Origin of the sequence: Paraburkholderia graminis, assembly GCF_003330785.1 — a bacterium.
In the GTDB taxonomy this organism is placed as follows: Bacteria; Pseudomonadota; Gammaproteobacteria; order Burkholderiales; family Burkholderiaceae; genus Paraburkholderia; species Paraburkholderia graminis.
On record NZ_CP024935.1, the window covers coordinates 854546 to 878277 of the forward strand.

The 23732-nt window shown below is 63.1% G+C and carries 23 protein-coding genes; 13 read left to right on the forward strand and 10 right to left on the reverse strand.

Going from position 1 to position 23732, the window contains the following annotated elements; all coding sequences use genetic code 11:
• Window positions 1–82: 82 nt before the first annotated feature.
• Window positions 83–1120 carry an AraC family transcriptional regulator gene (locus tag CUJ91_RS22090; protein WP_114157130.1) on the reverse strand — a complete coding sequence of 346 codons (1038 nt, stop codon included), beginning with the start codon at window positions 1118–1120 and terminating at the stop codon, window positions 83–85.
• Between the two features lie 210 nt (window positions 1121–1330).
• Between CUJ91_RS22090 and CUJ91_RS22100 the strand changes: the two genes are divergently transcribed.
• The 6 genes from CUJ91_RS22100 (at window position 1331) to CUJ91_RS22125 (ending at window position 8824) form a co-directional block, all read left to right on the forward strand.
• Window positions 1331–2464 (forward strand): acyl-CoA dehydrogenase family protein, encoded by a 1134-nt coding sequence (locus CUJ91_RS22100; protein WP_114157132.1) that lies wholly within the window; start codon window positions 1331–1333, stop codon window positions 2462–2464.
• Between the two features lie 95 nt (window positions 2465–2559).
• Entirely contained in the window at window positions 2560–4263 is a 1704-nt protein-coding gene (locus CUJ91_RS22105) for an AMP-binding protein (RefSeq protein ID WP_114157133.1), read from the forward strand.
• A 105-nt stretch (window positions 4264–4368) separates the two neighbouring features.
• Complete coding sequence (locus CUJ91_RS22110) at window positions 4369–5877, forward strand: CoA-acylating methylmalonate-semialdehyde dehydrogenase (protein WP_114157134.1); 1509 nt, start codon at window positions 4369–4371, stop codon at window positions 5875–5877.
• A 27-nt stretch (window positions 5878–5904) separates the two neighbouring features.
• Window positions 5905–6837 carry a 3-hydroxyisobutyrate dehydrogenase gene (mmsB, locus tag CUJ91_RS22115; protein WP_114157135.1) on the forward strand — a complete coding sequence of 311 codons (933 nt, stop codon included), beginning with the start codon at window positions 5905–5907 and terminating at the stop codon, window positions 6835–6837.
• Window positions 6837–7652, forward strand: coding sequence for an enoyl-CoA hydratase (locus CUJ91_RS22120; protein ID WP_114157136.1), 816 nt, complete (start codon window positions 6837–6839; stop codon window positions 7650–7652). The genes mmsB and CUJ91_RS22120 overlap by 1 nt, the downstream gene beginning before the upstream one ends.
• Window positions 7652–8824 carry an enoyl-CoA hydratase/isomerase family protein gene (locus CUJ91_RS22125; protein WP_114158029.1) on the forward strand — a complete coding sequence of 391 codons (1173 nt, stop codon included), beginning with the start codon at window positions 7652–7654 and terminating at the stop codon, window positions 8822–8824. Before CUJ91_RS22120 ends, CUJ91_RS22125 begins: the two co-directional genes overlap by 1 nt.
• Window positions 8825–8904: 80 nt before the next feature.
• Here the strand turns inward: CUJ91_RS22125 and CUJ91_RS22130 are convergent, their stop codons facing one another.
• The 3 genes from CUJ91_RS22130 to CUJ91_RS22140 all read right to left on the reverse strand — a co-directional run bounded on the left by CUJ91_RS22130 (window position 8905) and on the right by CUJ91_RS22140 (window position 11558).
• Complete coding sequence (locus tag CUJ91_RS22130) at window positions 8905–9732, reverse strand: hypothetical protein (protein WP_006046729.1); 828 nt, start codon at window positions 9730–9732, stop codon at window positions 8905–8907.
• A gap of 84 nt (window positions 9733–9816) precedes the next feature.
• Window positions 9817–10413 carry a tetratricopeptide repeat protein gene (locus tag CUJ91_RS22135; RefSeq protein WP_006046730.1) on the reverse strand — a complete coding sequence of 199 codons (597 nt, stop codon included), beginning with the start codon at window positions 10411–10413 and terminating at the stop codon, window positions 9817–9819.
• A gap of 176 nt (window positions 10414–10589) precedes the next feature.
• Window positions 10590–11558 (reverse strand): helix-turn-helix domain-containing protein, encoded by a 969-nt coding sequence (locus CUJ91_RS22140; protein ID WP_244231071.1) that lies wholly within the window; start codon window positions 11556–11558, stop codon window positions 10590–10592.
• Between the two features lie 550 nt (window positions 11559–12108).
• On the opposite strand from CUJ91_RS22140, the gene CUJ91_RS22145 reads away from it, so the two are divergent.
• From CUJ91_RS22145 to CUJ91_RS22165, 5 genes are read left to right on the forward strand one after another with little or no spacing between them, the layout of a single operon-like run.
• Window positions 12109–13080 carry an ABC transporter substrate-binding protein gene (locus CUJ91_RS22145; protein WP_114157138.1) on the forward strand — a complete coding sequence of 324 codons (972 nt, stop codon included), beginning with the start codon at window positions 12109–12111 and terminating at the stop codon, window positions 13078–13080.
• A 55-nt stretch (window positions 13081–13135) separates the two neighbouring features.
• Window positions 13136–14170 carry an aromatic ring-hydroxylating oxygenase subunit alpha gene (locus CUJ91_RS22150; RefSeq protein WP_114157139.1) on the forward strand — a complete coding sequence of 345 codons (1035 nt, stop codon included), beginning with the start codon at window positions 13136–13138 and terminating at the stop codon, window positions 14168–14170.
• Window positions 14171–14173: 3 nt separating this feature from the next.
• Window positions 14174–14971 (forward strand): ABC transporter ATP-binding protein, encoded by a 798-nt coding sequence (locus CUJ91_RS22155; RefSeq protein WP_114157140.1) that lies wholly within the window; start codon window positions 14174–14176, stop codon window positions 14969–14971.
• Between the two features lie 2 nt (window positions 14972–14973).
• Window positions 14974–15822, forward strand: a complete 849-nt coding sequence (locus CUJ91_RS22160; RefSeq protein ID WP_006046735.1) for an ABC transporter permease — start codon at window positions 14974–14976, stop codon at window positions 15820–15822.
• 13 nt (window positions 15823–15835) lie between these two features.
• The gene (locus CUJ91_RS22165; protein ID WP_114157141.1) at window positions 15836–17257 is read left to right on the forward strand and encodes an amidohydrolase family protein; all 1422 of its coding nucleotides are present in this window, start codon (window positions 15836–15838) and stop codon (window positions 17255–17257) included.
• A gap of 92 nt (window positions 17258–17349) precedes the next feature.
• On the opposite strand, the gene CUJ91_RS22170 is transcribed toward CUJ91_RS22165, so the two are convergent.
• From CUJ91_RS22170 to CUJ91_RS22185, 4 genes are all read right to left on the reverse strand, one after another.
• Window positions 17350–17925 (reverse strand): DUF308 domain-containing protein, encoded by a 576-nt coding sequence (locus CUJ91_RS22170; RefSeq protein ID WP_114157142.1) that lies wholly within the window; start codon window positions 17923–17925, stop codon window positions 17350–17352.
• 101 nt (window positions 17926–18026) lie between these two features.
• Entirely contained in the window at window positions 18027–18641 is a 615-nt protein-coding gene (locus tag CUJ91_RS22175; protein ID WP_114157143.1) for a hypothetical protein, read from the reverse strand.
• Window positions 18642–18773: 132 nt separating this feature from the next.
• Window positions 18774–19889 carry an NADH:flavin oxidoreductase gene (locus tag CUJ91_RS22180; protein ID WP_114157144.1) on the reverse strand — a complete coding sequence of 372 codons (1116 nt, stop codon included), beginning with the start codon at window positions 19887–19889 and terminating at the stop codon, window positions 18774–18776.
• A gap of 36 nt (window positions 19890–19925) precedes the next feature.
• On the reverse strand, window positions 19926–20810 hold the full coding sequence (locus CUJ91_RS22185) for an alpha/beta fold hydrolase (RefSeq protein WP_114157145.1): 885 nt from the start codon (window positions 20808–20810) through the stop codon (window positions 19926–19928).
• A gap of 96 nt (window positions 20811–20906) precedes the next feature.
• Here CUJ91_RS22185 and CUJ91_RS22190 point away from each other — a divergent pair, with 96 nt between their 5' ends.
• A complete protein-coding gene (locus tag CUJ91_RS22190) occupies window positions 20907–21344 on the forward strand; it encodes a winged helix-turn-helix transcriptional regulator (protein ID WP_232292199.1) in 438 nt (145 codons plus the stop codon).
• 168 nt (window positions 21345–21512) lie between these two features.
• On the opposite strand, the gene CUJ91_RS22195 is transcribed toward CUJ91_RS22190, so the two are convergent.
• Window positions 21513–22361, reverse strand: coding sequence for a siderophore-interacting protein (locus CUJ91_RS22195; protein ID WP_114157146.1), 849 nt, complete (start codon window positions 22359–22361; stop codon window positions 21513–21515).
• A gap of 41 nt (window positions 22362–22402) precedes the next feature.
• Window positions 22403–23224 (reverse strand): PadR family transcriptional regulator, encoded by an 822-nt coding sequence (locus tag CUJ91_RS22200; protein ID WP_006046743.1) that lies wholly within the window; start codon window positions 23222–23224, stop codon window positions 22403–22405.
• A 214-nt stretch (window positions 23225–23438) separates the two neighbouring features.
• Between CUJ91_RS22200 and CUJ91_RS22205 the strand changes: the two genes are divergently transcribed.
• On the forward strand, window positions 23439–23708 hold the full coding sequence (locus CUJ91_RS22205; RefSeq protein ID WP_006046744.1) for a hypothetical protein: 270 nt from the start codon (window positions 23439–23441) through the stop codon (window positions 23706–23708).
• The last annotated feature ends 24 nt before the right edge of the window (window positions 23709–23732 follow it).

Here is a 23732-nt window from a genome sequence, read left to right on the forward strand (position 1 = left end):
CGGGCGCCGCGTGCCGTCGACGGATACGAAGACGGACCGGCGCGGGCCGACCCTCCAGGAAGACTGGCCTGCTTCTTACAGCTTAGTCCGATTCCGCGCGCCGCGTGAGGTCCGCGCGCGCCGGACGATAGTCGGTGGGCCGCATGCCGGTCCATTTGCGGAACGCGCGATGAAACGCGCTCGGCTCCGCAAAGCCCACCGACGCCGCGATGTCCGCAATCGTGCGGCGCGACTGCTGCAATTCGCCAATCGCAATGTCGCGCCGCAGGTCGTCCTTGATCGACTGATACGTATGGCCTTCCTGCTTCAGACGGCGCCGCATGGTCGCCTCGGCGACGTTCAGGCGCGCGGCCATCTGGTCGGCGGCGGGCCAGCTCGCCATCGGCAACGCGCGCAGCGTTTTGCGCACGCGCGCGGCCAGCGAACCCGGATTGCGGTATTTGACGACGAAGCTCGCCGGCGCATCGCGCAGAAACGGCCTCGCCGAGTTCGCCGTTTGAATCACCGGCAGCTCGAGAAATGCGGGCGAGAGATCCACGTAAGACTCCGGTTGATCGAACGCCATGTCGTCGCAAAACATCAGCCGGTACTCCTGCGCGGCGGGCGGCTCGGCGCAGCGAAAGCGCGCTTCGATCAGCGGAATGCGGCGTCCGACCAGCCAGCACAACAGCCCATAAACGACGATGAAATACGTCGCGTACGCAAACATCGCGGGCGGCCGGGTTCCCTCGCGTTCGACGAACGTGAGACGCACGCGCTCCGCGTCGGTCTCGACGCGCGCGCCCAGATCGTCCAGCACGAGCCGCATGAAACCGATTGCGCGCGACAGCGCCTGCGCACCGTTGCGCGCCGTGAGCGCGGTCTGTGTCATCGCGATGAAGCTGCCGAATTTCATGCGATGCGAGTCCTGACCGAAAAATTCATCGTCGAGCGCGCGTGCGATGCCGACCCACAATGCGCCGTATTGCGCCGACGACACGCGGCTTTTCGGCGACGCCAGCATCGGCGCGGCGATGCCGGCGGCTTCTGCAAGCTGCAGCGCATCCACACCGCGCGCCGCCGCGAGCGCAAGCGTTTCGTTGACCAGCGCAACGGAGATGGTGCCTTTTTCGGTTTTCATCGGCGATGGTTCGGCAGGGTAGTTGAAGTGGCAATCGCGCTCAACGTTTTGCTTATCCGAAAAGCTCTAATGCGGCAAAAACGCGGCCGTTGCCGCACTGCATGGTATCAGTATGGCAAATGCGCTCACACATAATGATCGCGCTGAGCATCGAAGCCGGCGGCCGGCTTGCCTACACTTGCTTCGAACGCAAGCACAGGACTCACGCTCATGGACAGTTTCTACACCGAAGAACAACGCATGATCCGCGACGCGGCGCGCGACTTCGCCAGCGAGCGCCTCGCGCCGAACGCCGCTCAATGGGATCGCGACGCGCAACTGCCCGCGGACGTCGTGAGACAAATGGGCGAGCTCGGCTTTCTCGGCATGATCGTGCCGCCGCAGTGGGGCGGCTCATACACCGACTACGTGGCCTACGCGCTCGCGCTCGAAGAAATCGCCGCCGGCTGCGCCGCGTGTGCGACGTTGATGAGCGTGCACAACTCCGTCGGCTGCGGACCGATTCTGAACTTCGGCAGCGACGCGCAGAAAGACCGCTATTTGCAGGACCTCGCGACCGGACGGCGCATCGGCGCATTCTGTCTGACCGAGCCGCAGGCGGGCTCCGAGGCGAACAATCTGCGCACGCGTGCGGTGCTGCGCGACGGCAAGTGGATACTCAACGGCAGCAAGCAGTTCGTGACCAACGGTGCGCGCGCCGACATCGCCATCGTATTCGCGGTCACGGACCCCGATCGCGGCAAGCGCGGCCTGTCCGCGTTTATCGTGCCGACCGATACGCCGGGCTTCAACGTCGGCAAGCCCGAACACAAGCTCGGCATTCGCGCGTCCGACACCTGCCCGATTTCGCTCGACGACTGCGCGGTGCCCGAAGCGAATCTGCTTGGCGAAGCGGGCGAGGGCCTGCGTATCGCGCTGTCGAACCTGGAGGGCGGACGCATCGGCATCGCGGCGCAAGCCGTGGGCATTGCGCGCGCCGCGTTCGACGCCGCGCGCGCCTATGCCAGCGAGCGCATGCAGTTCGGCAAGGCGCTGAAGGATCATCAGACCATCGCCAACATGCTCGCGGACATGGCCACGCGCCTGAACGCCGCGCGCCTGCTCGTGCATCATGCAGCGCGGCTGCGCTCGGCGGGCGAGCCGTGTTTGTCGGAGGCATCGCAGGCGAAACTGTTCGCGTCGGAAATGGCCGAGCAGATCTGCTCGAACGCGATCCAGATTCACGGCGGCTACGGCTATCTCGAGGACTACGCGGTGGAGCGCCATTACCGCGACGCCCGCATCACGCAAATTTACGAAGGAACCAGCGAAGTGCAGCGCATGGTGATCGCGCGTCACGTTTGAACGCTGCGCGAGCCGAGTTTGAGCGCAAAATAGCTTGCGGATAAAACTAAACCCGAGCAAACGCGGACCGATACCGCGCCCATCAGGAGACGACCATGACTGCAGCGAAAGCATTTTTCGACGCACGCGATCTGTTATTGCGCCATCGAACCGACTATGAGCGCGCATACCGCGAGTTCGCGTGGCCGGTGCTGGACGAGTTCAACTGGGCGCTCGACTACTTCGACGTCATCGCGCGCGATAACGACAACCCGGCGTTGTGGATCGTCGACGATCCGGCAGGCGAGGGCCTGCGTTTGTCGTACGCGCAAATGTCGGAGCGCTCCGCGCGCATGGCCAACTTTCTGCGCGGCGTGGGCGTGCAACGCGGCGACCGCGTGCTGCTGATGCTGCCGAACCGCGTCGAACTGTGGGACGTGATGCTCGCCGCGATGAAGCTCGGCGCGATCGTGCTGCCCGCCACCACGCAGCTTTCCGCCGACGACGTGCGCGACCGCGTGCAGATAGGCGGCGCGAACTTCGTCGTGGTGGACAGCGCGGAGCTTTCCAAATTCGATTCGCTCGATGTGCCGTTGACGCGTCTATCCGTCGGCACGCCGCGCGACGGCTGGATCGATCTTGCGGCCGCGTATGACGCATCGCCGCAATTCACTCCGCAAGGCGTCACGCGCGCCACCGATCCGCTGCTGCTTTACTTCACGTCCGGCACCACGTCGAAGCCCAAGCTCGTCGAGCATACGCATCAGAGCTATCCGGTTGGCCATCTGTCGACGATGTACTGGATCGGCCTGCAACCGAACGACATCCATTGGAATATAAGCTCTCCGGGCTGGGCGAAACACGCGTGGAGCTGCTTCTTTGCGCCGTGGAATGCGCAGGCCTGTGTGTTCGTTTACAACTTCGCGCGCTTCGTGCCGAAAGACACGCTGAACGTGCTGGTGCGTTTCAACGTGAGCACCGTGTGCGCGCCGCCGACCGTCTGGCGCATGCTCGTGCAGGAGCCGCTCGCGGATTATCCGGTGAAGCTGCGCGAGATTGTCGGCGCGGGCGAGCCGCTCAATCCGGAGATTATCGAGCGCGTGAAGCACGCATGGGGCATCACGATACGCGACGGTTTTGGGCAAACCGAGACCACTTGCCAGATCGGCAATTCGCCGGGCCAACCGGTTGTCGCGGGTTCGATGGGACGTCCGTTGCCGGGCTACAAAATCGAACTGATCGACGCCGACGATCACGCAGTCACCGAAGGCGAAATTGCATTGCCGATCGGCGCCGATGGCAAGGACCGTCCGCTCGGTCTGATGACCGGCTACGCGAACAACGCGAAGGCGACCGCCGAGGCCATGCGCAACGGTTTCTACCGCACGTCAGATGTCGCACTGCGACGCGATGACGGCTACTACGTGTACGTCGGCCGCGCCGACGACGTTTTCAAATCGTCCGATTACCGGCTCAGTCCGTTCGAACTCGAAAGCGTGCTGATCGAGCACGAGGCCATCGGCGAAGCGGCAGTCGTGCCGAGCGCCGACGCGCTGCGCCTGTCGGTGCCGAAGGCTTTCGTCACCGTGCGCCAGGGCTACGAAGCCGGCCCCGAACTCGCGCGCGCCGTGTTCGCATTCTCGCGCGAAAAGCTCGCACCGTATAAGCGGATTCGCCGTCTGCAATTCAGCGAACTGCCGAAAACCATCTCCGGAAAGATTCGCCGCGTCGAGTTGCGGCGCCGCGAAATGGAGCGGCAAGCCGAGCCGGCACGCTTGCCCGACGAGTACTGGGAAGAAGATTTCCCCGATCTGCGCTAGGCGTCATTAAGCGCTTTTATTCGATCGTACTTACTGTGCGTCGGCCACTGAGCCACGACGCACACCACCGAGCCACCACCGATTCACCGCATAGGAGTTTCCAGCATGAGCGTAATTGCCCCGGATACCGTCAAGCTGCTGATCAACGGCGAATTCGTCGAATCGACAACCACCGAATGGCGCGACATCGTCAATCCGGCGACGCAACAGGTGCTGGCGCGCGTGCCGTTTGCGACCGCCGACGAAGTCAACGAAGCGATCCGCTCGGCGCATGCCGCGTTCAGCACATGGAAGAACACGCCGATCGGCGCGCGCATGCGCATCATGCTGAAGTACCAGGCGCTGATTCGCGAGCATCTGCCGCGCATTGCAAAGACACTGAGCGCCGAGCAGGGCAAGACGATTGCCGACGCGGAAGGCGACGTCTTTCGCGGACTCGAAGTCGTCGAGCATGCGTGTTCGATCGGCACCTTGCAGCAGGGCGAATTCGCGGAAAACGTCGCGGGCGGCGTGGACACTTACACGCTGCGCCAGCCGCTCGGCGTATGCGCGGGCATCACGCCGTTCAACTTCCCCGCGATGATCCCGCTGTGGATGTTCCCGATGGCGATCGTCTGCGGCAATACGTTCGTGCTGAAGCCTTCGGAGCAGGACCCGTTGTCGACGATGCAACTGGTCGAACTCGCGCTCGAGGCAGGCGTGCCCAAGGGCGTGCTGAACGTCGTGCACGGCGGCAAGGACGTGGTCGATGCGCTCTGCACACACGAACTCGTGAAGGCGATTTCGTTTGTCGGCTCGACGGCGGTCGGCACGCACGTGTATCGCCTCGGCAGCGAGCACGGCAAACGCGTGCAGTCGATGATGGGCGCGAAGAACCACGCCGTCGTGCTGCCCGACGCGAATCGCGAGCAAACGTTGAATGCGCTCGCGGGTGCGGGCTTCGGCGCGGCGGGGCAGCGTTGCATGGCGACCTCGGTGGTCGTGCTGGTGGGCGCGGCGCAGCAATGGCTGCCGGACATCGTCGCCAGGGCGAAGACGCTCAAGGTCAACGCGGGCCACGAGCCGAACACCGATGTCGGTCCGGTAGTGTCGCGCGCCGCGAAGCAGCGCATTCTCGGGCTGATCGAAGCGGGCGTGAAGGAAGGCGCGACGCTCGCGCTCGACGGCCGCGACGTGAAAGTGCCCGGCTACGAGCAGGGCAATTTCATCGGCCCCACGATTTTCAGCGACGTCAGCACGGAGATGGAAATCTATCGCACGGAGATTTTCGGGCCGGTGCTGCTGGTGCTCAACGCCGCGACGCTCGATGACGCGATCGCGCTCGTCAACCGCAATCCGTTTGGTAACGGCGTCGGACTGTTCACGCAAAGCGGCGCGGCGGCGCGCAAATTCCAGAGCGAAATCGACGTCGGCCAGGTCGGCATCAACATTCCGATTCCGGTGCCAGTGCCGTTCTTCAGCTTCACGGGCTCGCGCGGTTCCAAGCTCGGCGATCTGGGTCCGTACGGCAAACAGGTCGTGCAGTTCTATACGCAAACGAAGACCGTCACCGCGCGCTGGTTTGACGACGACACGATCAACGACGGCGTGAACACCACGATCAGCCTGCGCTGAGCGAGCCGCAAACAGGGAGACGGCATCATGAAAATAGGCTTTATCGGACTCGGCAACATGGGCGCGCCGATGGCGCACAACCTCTTGAAGGCGGGCCATGCGGTCAACGTTTTCGATCTGAACGCACAAGCCCTGCAGGCGCTTGTCGATGCGGGTGCTAAGGCGGCCGCTTCGCCGAAAGCGGCGGTCGCCGACGTTGAATGCGTGATCACGATGCTGCCCGCGGCGGCGCATGTGCGCAGTGTGCTCACGGCAGAAGACGGCGTCTTGGCCGGCATTCCCAAAGGCGTGACCATCGTCGATTCGAGCACGATCGATCCCGCCAGCGTGAAAGCGTTCGCGGACCTCGCGCGGCGGCACGGCAACACGTTCGTCGATGCACCCGTGTCCGGCGGCACCGGCGGCGCGGCCGCGGGCACGCTGACCTTCATGGTCGGCGGCAGCGCGAGCGCGTATGAAGCGGTGAAACCGGTATTGTCGGCGATGGGCAAGAACATCGTGCATTGCGGCGACACGGGCACGGGCCAGGTCGCGAAGATCTGCAACAACCTCGTGCTCGGCATCACGATGGCGGGCGTGGCTGAGGCCATGTCGCTCGGCGAAGCGCTCGGCATCGAGGTGAAGGTGCTTGCCGGCATCGTCAATACGTCGACGGGGCGCTGCTGGAGTTCGGACACGTATAACCCGATGCCGGGCGTGATCGACAGCGCGCCGTCCTCGCGTGGATACAGCGGCGGTTTCGGCACGGATCTCATGCTCAAGGATCTCGGCCTCGCGACGGATGCGGCCAAATTCGCGCGTCAACCCGTCTATCTCGGCGCGCTCGCGCAGCAGCTTTATCAAACGATGAGCGCAAAAGGCGCGGGACGTCTGGACTTTTCGGCGGTCATCAAGCTTTATCGTCAAGGTAGCTTGAGTGACAACGGCAGCGGCAACGACAGCACGAAGGGAGACGCGTAATGATCGAACTCGACTACGCGCACAACGGAACCGTCGCACAACTCACCCTCAAGCGCCCGCCCGCGAATGCGTTCACGCCCGAAGGCTTGCTGCAATTGCAGCAGACGGTGGAGCGGCTGAACGGCGACGCGCGCGTTCGTGCAATCGTCATCACGGGCGAGGGGCCGAAGTTCTTCAGCGCGGGCGCCGATCTCAACACCTTCGCCGACGGCAATCGCGAAGTGGCTCGTGTCGCGGCGGCCCGCTTCGGCGCCGCGTTCGAAACGTTGCAGAATGCGCGGCCCGTGGTGATCGCCGCGATCAACGGTTATGCAATGGGCGGCGGGCTCGAATGCGCGCTCGCTTGCGATATCCGTATCGCCGAACAGCACGCGGTGATGGCGCTGCCCGAGACCGCGGTCGGCTTGCTGCCCTGCGGTTGCGGCACGCAGACGCTGCCGTGGCTCGTCGGCGAAGGCTGGGCGAAGCGCATGATTCTCACCGGCGAACGCGTGGACGCGGCGACCGCGTTGCGCATCGGTCTCGTCGAAGAGGTCGTGGAAAAGGGCGCTGCGCGCGAGGCCGCGCTGATTATGGCGGCGCGCGTCGCAGGGCTGAGTCCGCAGGCGGTCGGCTTCAGCAAGACGCTGATTCATCAGGCGCGCAACGGCGTGCCGCGTTCGGCTGCGCTGGCGCTGGAGCGCGAACGTTTCGTCGATCTGTTCGACGGAGCCGATCAGCGCGAAGGCGTCAATGCGTTCCTCGAAAAACGCGTGCCGCGCTGGGAGGTCATGCAAAGCGTAGATGCCGCTCGCGCAAACGAGGAGACGCAATGATGAGCGCCTTGCAAAGCGTCGCATCAGAATTCGCATCAGAATTCGCATCCGAAGCCGGCGCAGAGCCGGAACGCGAGATCCTCTTTCGCGTCGTCAACCGCGTCGCGATCATCACGCTAAACCGGCCCGCTGCGCTGAATGCGCTATCGCACGCGATGATTCGCGAGCTTGCGATGCTGGTCGAACATTGCCGCAACGACGACGGCATCGTCGCGCTCGTGCTGAAAGGTGCTGGAAACAAGGGCTTTTGTGCGGGCGGCGATGTGCGCGAGGTGCATCGGCTCGCGAAGAACGGGGACAACCGCTGGCTTGCATTTTTCATCGACGAATACCGGCTCGATTACGCGCTGCATACTTTTTCGAAGCCGGTCGTCGCGCTGCTCGACGGCATTGCGATGGGCGGCGGCATGGGGCTCGGCCAGGCAGCGCGGCTGCGCATCGTCACCGAGCGCAGCAAGATCGCGATGCCGGAGACGCGCATCGGCTTTCTGCCCGACGTTGGTGCGACGCGCTTTCTCGCCGCGATGTCCGCGGAACTGGAACTGTATGTCGGCCTCACGGGCGCGACGCTGTCCGGCGCCGATGCGTTGCGGCTGCAACTCGCCGATCTGTGCGTGCCGGCCGACTGGCTCGCTTCTTTCGAAGAGCGCTTGCGGCGCATGCCGCATGACGGCGATCTGATGAGCGCATTGCGCGGCGTGTTCGAGCCGCCCTGCAACATCGTGCCGCACGCCGCGTTGGCGCAGTTGACGCCGCAGGTTCTACGGCATTTCGACCGGCGTTCGGCCGTCGACAGAATCGTCGCGACGTTGCGGCACGATCTCGAACGCGACTTGCCGCGTGAAGTGAAGCAATGGCTGCAATCCACCTACGATGCGCTCGTCGCGCACTCGCCGACCATGCTTTACGTGACGCGCGAGGCGCTGTTGCGCGGCCGGCAGATGACACTCGCCGAATGCTTCCGGATGGAGCTCGGCATCGTCAAGCGCGCGATCGAGGAGGGCGATTTCTGCGAAGGCGTGCGCGCGCAGTTGATCGACAAGGACCGCAAGGGACGCTGGGCACCGGCCACGCTCGCCGAAGTGCGGCCCGAGCGGGTCAGGCATTTTCTGACTTCGCCGTGGAAGCGGGAAGCGCATCCGCTGGGCGATCTGGGTGTCGATACGAACTGATGCACCGGCCAGATTCACGACCAACCATGAGCCGCGATGACCGGAACGGCCAACGCGGCATCATGGAACGGAAAACGCGATCAGTTCACCTGCAACTGTCCGCCTCTTCCCAGGCCGCCCTTGACGTCCTGTGCCTTGTAGCTACGGAGCGCGACGACCATCTTGTTGTATGCGTCGATGAACGCCGCGACCGTCGCCTTGCCTTCCGGCGTCCTTGAGAATCCGCTCAGTCCGCCTCCTGCGCCGCCGCCGAGGCCGGCCAACGCCGCGCCATAGTTGGTCGCGGTCGAGTTGCCTTCGGCCGCCGATATTTGCAGGGCCGAACGCACGTCGAAGAGCGTCAGTGTGACCACCGACGCCTTCGACTGCATGCCGCCCGCGATCTTGCCCAACGCATTGCCGCCGATCAACCCGCCCAGCACGCCGCTGACGCCGCCAATCGCCGAGTCGTTGATAATGATCTGCGGTTCCATGTAGTAGTCTGCCGCGACCCGTTGACCTTTCTGCTGTTTCGATCCGGCGCGGTACTCGCCGGAATTGCGCTGCAAACCCGTGATGCGCGACAGCCGTGCATCGGTCTTCTGATTGCCGATCGACGTGATCACAAAACAGTTCGATTGCTGTACTGCAAGACGCAGCAGCGGCTCGATCGTCGTGACCTGAGTCGCGCTGCCGAATGGACCGAACCAGTCTGCATTGCGTCCGTCGTCGACTGCAATCGTGCCGAGCGGCGCCTTGCAGCGCTCGAGCGTTTCGTCGGCGCCCGCGCTTGTCGAGCCACCGGCTGCACCGGAGACACCCGCGCTTTGTCCGCCAGTGGATACCATGCCCCCGCAGGCGCTTAGAGATCCGATCAAAATGATCGAGAAGACGCCCTTGGCGCTCCGATATGTCGAATTGAGCTTCATGTTTTGATGTTCTTGGAGGATGCGTGATGCAGTTGACGGAATATCAATGAGATGGCCGAGCGGATATGTTCTGTTTGAGATGTGTCAATACCAGTACCAGCCCCGGCCTTGCCAATAGCCCTGGTAGGGGTAATCGGCATACCAGTTGCCGTAAAGCGCACGCGCCTCTGTCTGCCACCGGTAGTAATCCTGATCGGATTGCTTGGCCGCTCGCGCTTGCGCGAGTAGTTTTCCCGACTCCTTATCGCCGCGTTCCGATGCGATCATCAGCCACTTCTCGGCCTCACGAGGATCGGGTCCCATCTCTTCGAGACCGAACAGATAAAAACGGCCCAGTGCTTTCTGTGCTTGCAGGTCGCCGCCTTCGGCCGCCTTGCGCATCCATTTGAGCGCCTGATAACTGTCCTGGCGCACGCCGTCGCCGCGAAAATAACGCAGGCCCAGGTCGTAAGCTGCACGCGGGTTGGTCTCCCCGGCTTTTACCAGCGCGGCGATGCGCCGGTCCGAATCTGTTTCGGCCGAATCGTGGCCGTTGCGCGAAGCGTCTAAGGCAATCTGACTTTTTGGCCGCTCGGCACATCCACTGTCGTCGCAAATGCGCACGAACTGACTCGCCGACTGATCATGCGCACAGGCCGCCAGAATCAGGACGGCCGATGGCGCCAATTGGCGATACCCCATTTGTGATCCCCGGTTCTGATTGTGAAATCGCGCCAGGAAACGCAAGCCGAGGTTAGCGTTGGGTTTTCCTGACGCGTATCTTCATAACTAAGACAGGCGGAAAAATAGTAGCAGTTGCGCGTTGCGCGCTTTTGCCTGAGCGTCTCTATTACTTGTCTGTGCGTCTCAGTGCATGTTCACTTGTCGAGCTTGTCCAGCACGTCGCGCAGCGAGCCTGGCGAGTGGCCGCCGCGGCGCGACGCGGCTGCCTGCGCAGGTTCCGCTGCGCCCCGCTCGCGGGCGTCGCTCGGCGAGCAGCCGAACGCCTGGCGAAAGCTACGGCTGAAGTGCGACTCGCTCTTGAAACCGTACTGGAACGCCAGCGTGGACAGCCGCTGTTTCCGGCCCTTCGGGCTTTCCAGTATCTCGCGGATTTTTGCCAGCCTGCGCTGCTGGATATACGCGGCGACGCCCGACTCGCGCGCGAACAGCCGGTACAGATGAGCGCGCGAAATGCCCACGTCGCGGCAGATCTGCTGCGGAGAAAGCTGCGCGGCCGTCAGATTCGCATCGATATAACGGCGCACGCGGACCAGCAGCGCGTGGTTGATCTCGTTTTCGGCATCGGCGAGCGTTTGAGCCGATGGCGCCAGCGCCGCCGAGACCATCGCCAGTGTCGCCTGCTCGATATAGGGCATGTCGGCGGGCGACAGGTACGGCAACTGGCGCCGCAGCGAAATCATGTGGTCGCCGAGCAGGGCGCTCATCGGGCCTTGCAGCACGGCGCCATGCAGATTCGCTGAGCGGATGCGCGGCTCGAGCAGATCGCGGGCGATCGTCAGAATAACCGTGTCACCGGCTACGATTTCCGAATCGAGTTCGCGGGCCAGATCGAGTACATAGATTTTCGACGGCTCTGCTTCGATCGGCGTGCGAGCCGCATATCCGGATAGAGAATGAGTAATGCCGAGGCAGAGATAAAAATGATCGAGGCCGTCCCTGCGGATCATTTGCGCTGACCGCTTTACGCCATAGGCGACCGGTTCCTGCTGTCCGGCCCAGGTGCCGCAACCCATCAATAGAGAGCCGATATAGCCGGTGGAAAGATCGTAATTGAAACTGGAAGAAACCGACTTTTCGATATCGACGTCGAATATCGCGTTCACCTCCTCACGCCATACTTCAAATCGTTGCTCATTCGGGTACGGTTCAGTACAAAAGCGATAGAAATATGGATTCAATCTCGAACTCCGGGAGTGAAGGGTCATATTGCCGGATCTTTTGATTCAGTGTTGCACGCGTTTTCGACAATCATGCCTTATATGGAGAAGAGGTGTGATTCGTCTAAGCGCCTATTAATGTTTTGCGTGAGTCCCGATTAATCCACGCTCACGGTGCTGTCGTGCGCGATCGCGGGGCGCGGATGCCCCGCGACGACGCATGCGGCCATGCATTCGGCCAGGCGTAACCCACGTTTCATGGCCTCGATCTTCTGGCACGCTTCTCGCATAACCGTCGTGCGGAGTATAAGCGGCTAGCGCCAGGCGAAAGGTTCGCTTCGGCGTGGGGCATTGCTCCTGGGGTGCATCGCGCACCCACGTCGACTGTGTCGGCGTTCGAATGAAATCGCCCGATTTCAACGACAGGACACGCAGTATCGCCCCTGACTTTCGAACGTCCTCATGGTCTTCCAATGTCCTCATTCGGGAGCCATTCATGCGTTTCATTCGTCGCCTGTTTTGCACCGCTGTTCTCGGTCTCGCCGCGCTTGCCGCTCACGCCGACGACCACATCACCGTCCTCACAAGCTGGTACGCGCAGGCCGAGCACGGCGGCTTCTATCAGGCTGTCGCCACCGGCCTCTACAAGAGAGCCGGACTCGACGTCACCATCAGGATGGGCGGCCCGCAGGTCAACGGCATGCAACTGCTGGTGGGCGGGCAGGCGGATTTCATCCTCGGCTATGACTTTCAGGTGCTGTCCTCGATCGAGGCAGGCATTCCTGTCGAGACCGTCGCCGCTTCGTTCCAGTTCGACCCGCAAGGCATGCTCACACACGATGACGTGAAAGGCCTCGGCGACCTCAAAGGCAAGACGATCCTGGTCGCCGGCTCGGGCCGCACCTCGTGGTGGCCGTGGCTCAAGGAAAAGTACGGCTACACCGACGGCCAGACGCGTCCTTACACCTTCAACCTGCAACCGTTCTTTGTCGACCGGAACGTCGCGATGCAGGCTTATCCGTCTTCCGAGCCGTTTCAGGCGGAACGCGCCAACGTCAAGACGCACTTTTTCCTGTTCGCCGACGACGGCTATCCGCCCTACAACACGACCATCGTCGGCATGAAGAAGAGCATCGACGCGAAGCCGGACGTGGTCGCGCGTTTCGTGAAGGCTTCGATGGAAGGGTGGAAGAGCTATCTGTCCAATCCTGCGCCGGGCAACGAGCTCATCAGAAAGGACAACCCGGAGATGACCGATGCGCAGCTCGCGTTCGGCGTCGCGCAACTGAAGACGCTCAAGCTCGTGACCGGCGGCGATGCGGCCACGCTCGGCATCGGCGCGATGACCGATGCCCGCTGGAAGAAGACCTATGACTACATGGTGTCAGCGAAGCTGCTCAAGCCGGGCACGGACTACAAAAGCGCCTACACGCTGAAGTATGTGCAGAACGCGACGGTGATGCCTTAAAGGTGATGCCTTAAACACATCCGGCAAAGCGCCCACCAAACCGAGGAACAACATTATGCTGGTCACCCGTCAAAAAGTGCTGCGCCGCTTCTGGTACGCAGTGGTTCCCATGTCCCATCTCGACGATGGCCCCAAGCCGTTCACGCTGCTCGGCGAAAACATCGTGCTGTGGAAAGGAGCGGGCGGCAAGCCGCACGCCTTGCGCGACCGCTGCTGCCATCGCACGGCGAAGCTCTCCAAGGGCTTTGTGGATTCAGACGGCAACATCGCCTGTGGCTATCACGGCTGGACCTATGACTGCACCGGCCAGTGCGTGAAGATTCCGCAGAACGGCGCGGGCGAGATTCCCTCGCGTGCCGTCGTGCAGTCGTACCGTTGCGAGGAACGCTACGGTTATGCGTGGGTCGCGCTGGACGAGCCGCTGCAGCCCATTCCCGAGTTTCCGGAAGAGACCGCGCCCGGCTATCGCCGCATTCTCCAGTTCTACGAGCAGTGGAACACGAGCCCCTTGCGCATGATGGAGAACTCGTTCGACAACGCGCACTTCAGCTTCGTGCATAAGTCGAACTTCGGGCTGTTCGATCAGCCCAGGCCGTCGAAATACGAATTCCGTCCAGGCGAATGGGGCTTCGAAGCGGAGACGCGCGTGCCTATCCGCAATCCGCAGGCGAGCTTTCGCATTACCGGCACGACCGACGACATCACCGAGCGGCATCTCGTGAACCGCTGGTTCATGCCCTTCGCGCGGCGCTTCGGCTGCATGTATCCGGCGAGTGGGATTCACCACATCATCTATAACTGCGCGACGCCCATCGACGATAAAACGATGATGCTCGTGCAATGGCTCTATCGCAACGACACCGAAGAGCAATGCTCGACACAGGCGCTGATCGACTGGGACCGCCCGATCACCGACGAAGACCGCGAGATTCTCGAAGCCACCGATTACGACGCCTGTATCGACGTGAGCCGTCAGCAGGAATGCCACATGGTCTCCGACCAGCCCGGCCTGCTGATGCGCCGCATGCTGCTCAAGCTGCTGGAAGATCACGGCGAGAAGGAAGTGTTTCGTATCGATGCGGAGGTGTGAGCCATGAGCGAACAGCACAATCCGGCGCTCTCGGTGCAGCGCGTCGACAAGATCTATGCGAACGGCACCACCGCGCTTACCGACGTGCGGCTCGATATCGGCGCGGGCGAGTTCGTCTCGCTGCTCGGTCCGTCGGGCTGCGGCAAGAGCACGCTGCTCAAGATGTTCGCGGGCATCGAGAGCCCCACGCACGGCCACATGCGCTGGTGGGGCCAGCCGCTCGCCATGACCGGCACGGTGGGCACGAAGGGGCGCCGCATGTCGATGGTGTTCCAGGAAGCCACGCTGATGCCGTGGGCCAGCATTGCCGCGAACGTCCGGTTGCCGCTCGATCTCTCACACGTGCCGCGCAAGGAAGCCGACGCGCGCGTAGCCGATGCGCTCGCCAACGTGGGTCTGGCGGGCTTCGGCGATGCGCGTCCGCGCGAGTTGTCGGGCGGCATGCAGATGCGCGCGTCGCTGGCGCGTGCGCTCGTCACCGAGCCCGACCTGTTGCTCCTCGACGAACCGTTTGGCGCACTCGACGAATTCACGCGCAACAAGCTCGATGCCGATCTGCGCAAGCTCTGGCAGTCGCGCGGCATGACGGTGGTGTTCGTCACGCACAGCATTTACGAAGCGGTGTATCTGTCGAGCCGCGTGGTGGTGATGCAGGCGCGCCCAGGGCGCGTGATCGCCGACGTGCCCATTGACGGCATGGAGGCGCGCGACGAAGCGTATCGCGTGTCCGCGCCGTTTCTGGCGCACTGCAAGACGCTATCGGATCTGATCTCCGACGCGCATCAACTGCAAGGAGCGTAACGATGACGAGCGAAACCATTGTCAACCGGGCCGCCGCGAACGAGCGGAAAGCCGTCAACCCGCGCAGGCCCTTGTTGCAGCGTCCCGGCGCGATGAAGGCGCTCGCGCCGTGGGTGGTCGGCGTGCTGATGCTGTCGATGTGGGAGGCGGCGTGCGCCGTCTTCGACGTGCCCGTGTATCTGGTGCCCGCGCCGCATGACATTGCGCGGCAACTTGTTGTCGATGCACCGATGCTGTTCGCCGCGCTGTTTGCCACGCTCAGGATCACGCTGCTGGCCTTTGCACTCGCAACGGTGCTCGGCGTGGCGATCGCACTCGTGTTCGCGCAGAGTCCGCTCATTGAGGCGAGCTTTTTTCCGTATGCGATCCTGCTGCAGGTGACGCCCATCGTCGCCATCGCACCGCTCATCATTATCTGGGTGAAGGACACGACCTTCGCGCTGGTGATCTGCGCGACGCTGGTCGCGCTGTTTCCGATCATCTCGAACACGGCGCTGGGTTTGCGCAGCGTCAATCCGGGGCTCGTCAACCTGTTCCGTATCAATCGCGCGACGCGCTGGCAGACGCTCACGCGCCTGCGCGTTCCGAGCGCGCTGCCGTATTTTTTCGGCGGACTGCGCATTTCGAGCGGCTTGTCGCTGATCGGCGCGGTGGTGGCGGAATTCGTCGCGGGCACGGGCGGCACCGGCTCCGGGCTCGCGTATCAGATCTTGCAGGCAGGCTTCCAGTTGAACATTCCGCGCCTCTTTGCCGCGCTGATGCTGATTACCGTCACGGGCGTAGTGCTGTTCGGCATCACCGTCTGGGTTTCGCGCCTGGGCTTGCGCGGCTGGCATGAAAGCGAACTATGAGGAACGACACCGCATGACGACTACTCTGATTCGAAACGCGGCGGCCATCATGACGGGCGGCGGCGCAAACGAACCGGCGCGCGCGGTCGGCCCGGATATCCGTATCGAAGGCACGCGCATTCGGGCCGTCGGCGCGCTTACCCCGATGCCCGGCGAAGCGATCGTCGACGCCACCGACTGCGTCGTCTATCCCGCGTGGGTCAACACTCATCATCATCTGTTTCAGGCGCTGCTGAAGGGCGACCCGGCGGGCATCAACGCATCGCTCACGCCGTGGCTCGCGGCTACGCCATACCGGTATCGCGCCCGCTTCGACGAAAAGCGCTTCCGGCTCGCTGCGCGCATCGGCATGATCGAGTTGGTCCGCTCGGGCTGCACGACCATCGCGGACCACAACTACGTGTACTACCCGGACATGCCGTTCGACAGCTCGGCCATTCTGTTCGAGGAAGCGCAGAAGCTCGGCGTGCGCTTCGTGCTGCTGCGCGGCGGCGCGACGCGCACGCGTCAGCTCGAAGCCGGACTGCCCACCGCGATGCGTCCCGAATCGATCGATGCCTTCATGAGCGATCTCCAACGTCTCGCCTCCAGTTTTCACGACGCCTCGCCGCATTCCATGCGCCGCGTGGTCGCCGCGCCGACCACAGTGTTGTTTTCCATCTCTCCCGCCGAGATGCGCTCGATTGCGGGCGAGGCGCGCAGGCTCGGATTGCGTCTGCACAGCCATCTCTCGGAGACCGTCAACTATCAGGACAGTGCGCAGGCGATGCACCGGCTCACGCCGGTCGAGTTTTGCCGCGAGCACGGCTGGCTCGGCGAAGACGTGTGGTATGCGCATCTGGTCAAGCTCGATGCCAGCGAGATCGATCTGCTCGCCGCGACCGGAACCGGCATTGCGCATTGTCCGCAATCGAACGGACGGCTAGGCAGCGGTATTGCGCCGGTACGTGAACTGGCGGATGCGGGCGTGCCGGTTTCGATCGGCGTGGATGGCGCGGCCTCCAACGAAGCCGCCGACATGATCTCCGAAGTCCACATGGCGTGGCTTGCGCAACGGGCCCGGCGCGGCATGGCGGCACAGCCCGAATATCGGGGAGGGCGCTTCGAAGGCGGAGCGGATGCGGCGTCGGTGGAGGAGGTCGTGCACTGGGGCACGGCGGGTGGCGCGCGCGTGCTCGGGCTCGAAGGCGTCGGCAGGATCGAAGTGGGCGCGCAAGCGGATATCGCCGTCTACCGGCTCGACGATCCGCGCTACTTCGGCCTGCATGACGTGGCGATAGGGCCGGTGGTTTCGGGCGGGCGCCCCGAACTCGCCGCGCTCTTCTGCGCGGGTCAATGCATCGTGCGAAACGACGTGCTGCCGGATGTCGATCTCGGCGCGCTGCGCCGCGAAGCGGCTCGGGAAGTCAGGGCGATGATCGCGGAGGTGGCCTGACGCCGGCGCATGTCGCGCGGCGTCTGAACCGGCGGGGCCCGTCGCGTCGATCACGCGAAGCCGGCGGCAGCATGCGGGGATCGACGACACAGTCACGCGGTCTCGCGGCGCAGTCGACGCACGTACAGCCATAACGCCGACACCAGAAAGTAGATCGCGCCCACCGCGGCATACGCAGCCACCCGCGAGATTGCCGGCGGCGTGGGCGCGCGAGCCTGCACGATGAAATACGCGCCTGCCAGCGCCGACTGCGCACCGCTGAGAGCCATCGCCCATTGCGCGGCAAAGCGATTCCAGCGCCGCACAGCGGTCCCGAGTTGCAGGAACCCGGAGAGTATCGCCCATACCCCGAAGACGCCGAGCACCCAGTGCATGCGCGCATTCAAGGCCACGATGACCGCCACCGCCGCGGCCATGCTGATGACGGCGTTGATTGCCTGAGTGCGGCCCTCGGTCATTCCGCCGCTGCGCGACATATCGAAGTAGTTGGCAAGCGCATCCCACGCGGGATAGACGAACAGCAGCACTGCCGTCGCCTCCGGAGAACGCTGCCCGACCGAAAAAGCGAGCGCGACCCACAGCGCGGAAAACGCAGTCCGAACGAAGTAATAGCGCATGAGCCACCATTCGTCGCGAGCGGCTATGCCACTCATCTGGCGTTCATTCATAGCAACTTCTCCTGATTGTCACGATCGCACCCGTCGACCGGCGATGCGCGAGCCGCTGGTTGAGCGCCGCAATCGGCGGGCGAACCGCGGCTCGAACCGCCTTACATCGGCGGAGCCACGCCATCCTTTTCGACGATGATCTGCACAGCGTTGTACGCACCGCTCTTGCCGTGCGTTGCCACCACGAACACCCGCTTGCCCGCAGTCAGTTCGTCGCGCGTCGCGGGAATGAGCGTCACTACCGGCGCGTTTGCAGGCACGGTGACCGTGTTGGTGCCACCCTTGTACGAGAGCTTCAGGTCACGGCCGCTTGTACCTTGCACGATGGTGTCGACGTTGGCGTTCGTCATCGAGCTGCCAGCGCCGAGGTCCCATGCAAAATGGCCCTCTGCCATCCCGCGTGCGGCTTCGGGAAATACAAGAACCTCCTTCGCTTCCAGCTTGCCGTCCGCGCCGGGCATCGCAGCGGCTCCGACATAGGCACCGGGTTTGATATCGGAAAGCTGTATGGCTTTCACCGCATTCAGTCCGCTTGCATCGACTACTGCAATGCCGACCGTTTCGCCGCTACGCCGGTGCACCTGGAGCACGCCGCCGGAGTACGACTGAATGGTGCCCCTGATCCGTTCAGGCTTGTCAGCGGAAGTCTGTGCGAACGATGCGTTGGCGAACGCCAGCGCGATTAGTGAAACGACAACTTGGAAACGAAATGACATGGATGCTCCGTCTGGTTAGGATCGGCGGTAAGCATCGCATCTTGCTCGTTCCGGCGGCATCGGTCAGATGACCGACCCCCTGCAACTCCGCCCGATTGAGTATGGTTCCAGGCCGGTGCCATCAGCGGTTTCCTAGGCCAAGGTCGAGAAAGCGTCCGGGGTGAAGTTCCCAATCTCGTCGATGCGCCCTTGCCGGATCTTCTCGAGCCATGCCGCGTCCTGCAGCAACGCGCGTCCGACCGCTACCAGATCGAACTCTCCTCGTTCCAGTCGCGCTAACAAGTCGTCCAGCGGAGCGGATTGCGCGTCCTTGCCCGCAAAGGAGTCGTAGACGTCGCTTCCAAGTCCCACCGATCCCACTGTAATGGTTGTGACGCCCGTGACTTTTTTCGCCCAGCCGGCCAGGTTCAGGTTTGCGTCGGCTTCGGGAAACGCGGGCTGCCAGTAGGCTGGCTGGGAGAGGTGGAAAGCATCCGCGCCGGCGTCCACAAGCAGGCCAAGCCACTCTTCGAGCACTGCTGGCGTCCCCGCGAGCCGTGCGCGGAAGTCCTTCGGCTTCCATTGCGAGAGGCGAAGAATCACTGGAAACCCCGGTGTCACCACCGCCCTGATCGCCTTCAGCACTTCCACAGCGAAGCGTGAGCGTTCGACGAGCGTCGCTCCGCCATATCGGTCGCCGCGCTGGTTGAGATCCTCCGAGAAAAACTGATTGATCAGGTAGCCATGCCCGCCGTGCAGTTCGACGCCGTCGAAGCCGAGCCGCTCTGCATCTGCTGCGGCTCGCGCGTATGCGTCGATTGTGTCCGCGACGTCTGACTCGCTCATCGGCTGAGCCACGCGTTCGCCGGTTATGGAGAGACCCGACGGGCTCTCGTAGCGATGAGCGGACAACGCCCGCTCGCCCGCTCCATTCGAAGGCTTATGTCCCACGTGCCACAGTTGCGGCGCAATGCGTCCACCAGCCGCGTGGACCTCGTCGACTACTTTCTTCCAGCCGGCCAGCGCCGCCTCGCCATGAAAGCGCGGGACGTCCGGATCGTCGAGCGCGGCCGCGCGACCAACACCGGTTCCTTCGGTGATGATGAGACCGACGCCGTGCGCCGCACGTCGCCGATAGTACGCGGCGACGTCGGCGCCCGGTATGCCGCCTGGTGAGAAAGACCGTGTCATCGGAGCCATGACTACCCGGTTAGGCACGGTGAGGGCACTGAGTCGATAAGGGGTGAGCAGAATGTCGAGATCGGGCATCGGGTTCTCCGGATTCAAGTTGGCAAACACCGTTGGCTATAGGGCGTCGATCCATGCGGTAATCGCGGTGTTCACGTCGTCCGCGCGATCCTGCATGATCCAATGGCCTGTGTTGGTCCATACATCCACCTTCGATTTCGAATGCGAGAACCAGGAGCGCATGCGGTTCGCCTGCTCGGGGTCGCGGCACATCTGATAGAAGGGAACGGTAAGGCTCTTGCACAACGTTGCGCTCGCTTCTCCAATGCCGACCTGATCGTTGCCGAAGAACAGCGGACCGAACGACTCGCGCACGACATGCACTGGCATGCCCTGGACGCGCCTCGCGTGCCAACGCTTGAATGCCGGCTCAGTGATGCGGTCATAGACAAGCTGGAACAAGGCCGGCACCGCGATGCCAGGATCGCCCGCATTCAAATCATGCGTAGTTTTCGCAAAAAGTTCGGCGGCGGCGCCGGAAAAACCGAGCGCGCCATCGACGGACACCACCGCGCTGACCAGATCCGGGCGCTTCGCGGCAAGTCGGGCTGCGATCTGGCCACCCATCGAATGCCCGACGAGAACGAACTTCTGTCCGGGATACCTTGTTGCGATAAATGCCTCGATGTCCGCGACGTAGTCGGCGGGCCGATAAGCGCCAGGCGGCATCAGCTCCGATCTGCCATGCCCGCGCAGATCCACAGCGACGACGCGATACCTGCTTTCGAAGAGCGGCAGTTGCCAGCTCCAGTCATGCGAATCGCAAGTCCAGCCGTGGAGAAACATGACGTTCTTTCCCGTACCTACCTCGGTCGCGAACAGTGTGGCCGGCGATTTCGTTGCAGCAAAGGCTTCATGGTTCCCGAGAGTGGTCGCAATCGCTGCCGCACCGGCGACCTTCAGCATGTCGCGTCGAGACAGTTCGTGTTCCATCATTTTCATTCGCTATCCTTATTTATCACGAGTACATCAAACGCCTGGCTCGCTGGGCTGTGTGACGCCGAGCTCCAAGCAATTGACCGGACTCCGTGTTATACATTGGATATCTACGGTCAATTACGCACCTTCAGGTGCGCAGATATACAGGAAGATACCGACATGACTTGCGAGGTTGACGAGGTTTTCTTTGCGGATTGCGCCGCACGCTCGTTTTTCGATCAGGTGGCGAACAAGTGGTCAGTGATGATTCTCACGCTGCTGACCAGGAAGCCAACTCGCTTCAACGAGATCAAGCGCAGGCTGGAAGGAATCACGCATAAGGCGCTTACGCAGGCGTTGAGGCGTCTCGAACGCAATGGCCTCGTCGCGCGGAATGTGCTCAATACTTCGCCGGTCGCGGTGGAATACTCGATCACAGAACTCGGGCGTACCCTGCAGGTTCCGTTCGGAGCAGTCTATGAATGGTCGATCAAGCATTTGCATGAGATCGATCAGGCGCAAAAAGCCTACGATCAACAGATGCCGGCAGAGCAATAGGGAGAGAAGATCGGCGCGCTTATTCGATGATTGAGGCGCCGTTGCGAGTTGAGTGGCGACCTGTTTCTAGTGCAGTTTTCGTTCGATCGCGAAGTCGAGAAAAGCACGGGTCTTTGCCGGCACGTGGTGCCGGGATCGTCTCCTGGTCGTCTTTTAGTCGCCGATGGCCTAGTCGTCGATGGTTTCATGCACGGCCACGGCGCCCTGTTTCCAGTAGCTCGCCGCGCGAATCCGCGACTTGTCGACGCCGCGTTCGGTGCACAGGTGATAGCGAATCGCGCGGATCGTCGCGGACTCGCCCGCAGCCCACACATAACCTTCGCCGTCATCCGGCAGATAGGTTGCGCGCACCGCTTGCAGCAACGCCTCGCCGCGCGTGCAGTGTTCGCTTCCGCTTCCGCTTTCGCGTTCGCTTCGATAACACCACACGAGGTGCAGTTCGGCTTCGGTTCTGAATTCGATGCGAGCCGACGGATCGGCCACTTCGATCACCGCGGCGACGCGCTTGCCGGCCGGCAATTCCTCGAGGCGGCGCGCGATGGCGGGCAGGGCGGTGTCGTCGCCGATCAGCAGGTGCCAGTCGAAAGCGGTGGGGATCACGAGCGACCCGCGCGGCCCGCCGATGCCCAGGTACTGGCCGGCTTTCGCCTGCGCCGCCCACGTTGCCGCGGGACCGGCTTCGTGCATCGCGAATTCGATATCGAGCTCGCGCGCGTCGCGATCGAAGCGGCGCGGCGTGAAATCGCGCGCCGTCGGGCGACGTCCTTCGGGGAACACGGGGCCGTCCGGGCCGGCTTGCGGCAGCACTGGTTTGTCGGCGCCCGGTTCGGGGAAGAAGACCTTGATGTGATCGTCGAACGAAGCGGACACGAAGTCGTGCAGGTCTTCGCCCGTGAAGGTCACGCGGATCAGATGCGGCGTGAGCGCCTGCACTTTCTTCACTTGCAGCAGACGGAACCTGAGCGGATGGCGCACGCGCTCTACGGCGAGGTCGGGTCGTTTTTCTTGAGTCGGCATTGAGTTGTTACTCCTGTCTGGTCGAAGTGTCGATGTCGATGTCACGCAGTGGCCGCATCGTCGCGCTTGCCGTTGCCCGAATCCTGTTCGCCTTCGATTTCCTTCGCGGCTCGCATCAGGATCGCGGCGATGCGGCGCTGTTCTTCCGCCGACGCGTTGTCCCGGCGCAGCAGCGCATTTTTCAGCGCGCGGCGCGCGGCGTTCAGCTCGGGCAGCCAGCCGCCTTCGCTCACGTCGGCCGGTTCTTCACCGGCAAACGCGCGGCGCACCGAATCCATCTTGCGCGCGATGTGGCTCAGCTTCGCGAGCATCAACTCGACGCGCTCGCGGTTGGCCGCGAGGTACTCGCGTCCGGCTTGCGCGAGTTCGTAGCGCTTGCGGTTGCCTTCGAGCTGTACCGTGACGTAGCCCAGTTCTTCGAGGTACGTGAGCGCCGGGTACACCATGCCGGGGCTCGGGCTATAGAAGCCGTTAGAACGCGTTTCCAGCGCCTTGATGAGCTCGTAGCCGTGGCTCGGTTGCGCGTCGATCAGCGAGAGCAGCAGCAGTTGCAGATCGTCGGAGCTGAACTTGCGGCCGCGCGGGAAGCCATCGCCTTCGCCGCCGAAGCCGCCAGGGCTGCCGCCGAACGGACCGCGCCCACCGCGTCCGCCGCGATGCTCGTGATGACGTCCGATTGCATGCCAGAACGCCCAGGGCGAAAAGCGATGCGCGCTGCCGACGCGCTCGGCGTCTTCGCTGCGAACTGCGTGGTGATGAGCGAACGCGTGCCACAGCGCATGGAGCGAGGGGCGCTCGAAGCCGGCGTCGAAAGAAGCGTGATCCGCGCCGTGACGGCGGTCAAAACGATGGTGATGACGCATCTTGCGTCCTCCATTTATGTCTTAAGATATGTCGTAAGATATATATCTAAAGATGGTTTGTCAAACTTTCTTTTGGGCGCTTTCGGGATGCAAGGACGCAACAAGGTCCGCGCGCGTCGCCGGCGTGACGGTCGCGAGACTGTACGACCAGGCGCGCGCCTTGCGTGCGAACGCTCATTCCGGCAACGCTGCACCTGACCTTCTGGAGAAAAGCATGGCAGACGTCGAACAGTTCAAGGACGACCTGGAAAACAACGCGGATGGCCTGATCGGAGGAAGTCGCGGCGATTTCATGGAGGCGCTTGGCGAGGCCGTCTACGCCCGGGCCGCGAGCGACCAGTTGGACAGCATCATCGCGGCTTACCTGAGCCTGCAGGAGGTGATCGACGAGAACGTCGACAACCTCGACGACGAGGCCGACCAGGCGATCGCTGATGCGACGGCCGAATTTAACGAAACGGTCGGCAGGATCCTGGGTGTGTAAGCGACTTGCGCACGCAAGGGCCGG

Bases quoted from the DNA above. Each gene is read 5' to 3' on its own strand.
- CUJ91_RS22090 (WP_114157130.1), bottom strand. From the start codon at position 1,120: ATGAAAACCGAAAAAGGCACCATCTCCGTTGCGCTGGTCAACGAAACG.
- CUJ91_RS22100 (WP_114157132.1), top strand. From the start codon at position 1,331: ATGGACAGTTTCTACACCGAAGAACAACGCATGATCCGCGACGCGGCG.
- CUJ91_RS22105 (WP_114157133.1), top strand. From the start codon at position 2,560: ATGACTGCAGCGAAAGCATTTTTCGACGCACGCGATCTGTTATTGCGC.
- CUJ91_RS22110 (WP_114157134.1), top strand. From the start codon at position 4,369: ATGAGCGTAATTGCCCCGGATACCGTCAAGCTGCTGATCAACGGCGAA.
- mmsB (WP_114157135.1), top strand. From the start codon at position 5,905: ATGAAAATAGGCTTTATCGGACTCGGCAACATGGGCGCGCCGATGGCG.
- CUJ91_RS22120 (WP_114157136.1), top strand. From the start codon at position 6,837: ATGATCGAACTCGACTACGCGCACAACGGAACCGTCGCACAACTCACC.
- CUJ91_RS22125 (WP_114158029.1), top strand. From the start codon at position 7,652: ATGAGCGCCTTGCAAAGCGTCGCATCAGAATTCGCATCAGAATTCGCA.
- CUJ91_RS22130 (WP_006046729.1), bottom strand. From the start codon at position 9,732: ATGAAGCTCAATTCGACATATCGGAGCGCCAAGGGCGTCTTCTCGATC.
- CUJ91_RS22135 (WP_006046730.1), bottom strand. From the start codon at position 10,413: ATGGGGTATCGCCAATTGGCGCCATCGGCCGTCCTGATTCTGGCGGCC.
- CUJ91_RS22145 (WP_114157138.1), top strand. From the start codon at position 12,109: ATGCGTTTCATTCGTCGCCTGTTTTGCACCGCTGTTCTCGGTCTCGCC.
- CUJ91_RS22150 (WP_114157139.1), top strand. From the start codon at position 13,136: ATGCTGGTCACCCGTCAAAAAGTGCTGCGCCGCTTCTGGTACGCAGTG.
- CUJ91_RS22155 (WP_114157140.1), top strand. From the start codon at position 14,174: ATGAGCGAACAGCACAATCCGGCGCTCTCGGTGCAGCGCGTCGACAAG.
- CUJ91_RS22160 (WP_006046735.1), top strand. From the start codon at position 14,974: ATGACGAGCGAAACCATTGTCAACCGGGCCGCCGCGAACGAGCGGAAA.
- CUJ91_RS22165 (WP_114157141.1), top strand. From the start codon at position 15,836: ATGACGACTACTCTGATTCGAAACGCGGCGGCCATCATGACGGGCGGC.
- CUJ91_RS22170 (WP_114157142.1), bottom strand. From the start codon at position 17,925: ATGAATGAACGCCAGATGAGTGGCATAGCCGCTCGCGACGAATGGTGG.
- CUJ91_RS22175 (WP_114157143.1), bottom strand. From the start codon at position 18,641: ATGTCATTTCGTTTCCAAGTTGTCGTTTCACTAATCGCGCTGGCGTTC.
- CUJ91_RS22180 (WP_114157144.1), bottom strand. From the start codon at position 19,889: ATGCCCGATCTCGACATTCTGCTCACCCCTTATCGACTCAGTGCCCTC.
- CUJ91_RS22185 (WP_114157145.1), bottom strand. From the start codon at position 20,810: ATGAAAATGATGGAACACGAACTGTCTCGACGCGACATGCTGAAGGTC.
- CUJ91_RS22195 (WP_114157146.1), bottom strand. From the start codon at position 22,361: ATGCCGACTCAAGAAAAACGACCCGACCTCGCCGTAGAGCGCGTGCGC.
- CUJ91_RS22200 (WP_006046743.1), bottom strand. From the start codon at position 23,224: ATGCGTCATCACCATCGTTTTGACCGCCGTCACGGCGCGGATCACGCT.
- CUJ91_RS22205 (WP_006046744.1), top strand. From the start codon at position 23,439: ATGGCAGACGTCGAACAGTTCAAGGACGACCTGGAAAACAACGCGGAT.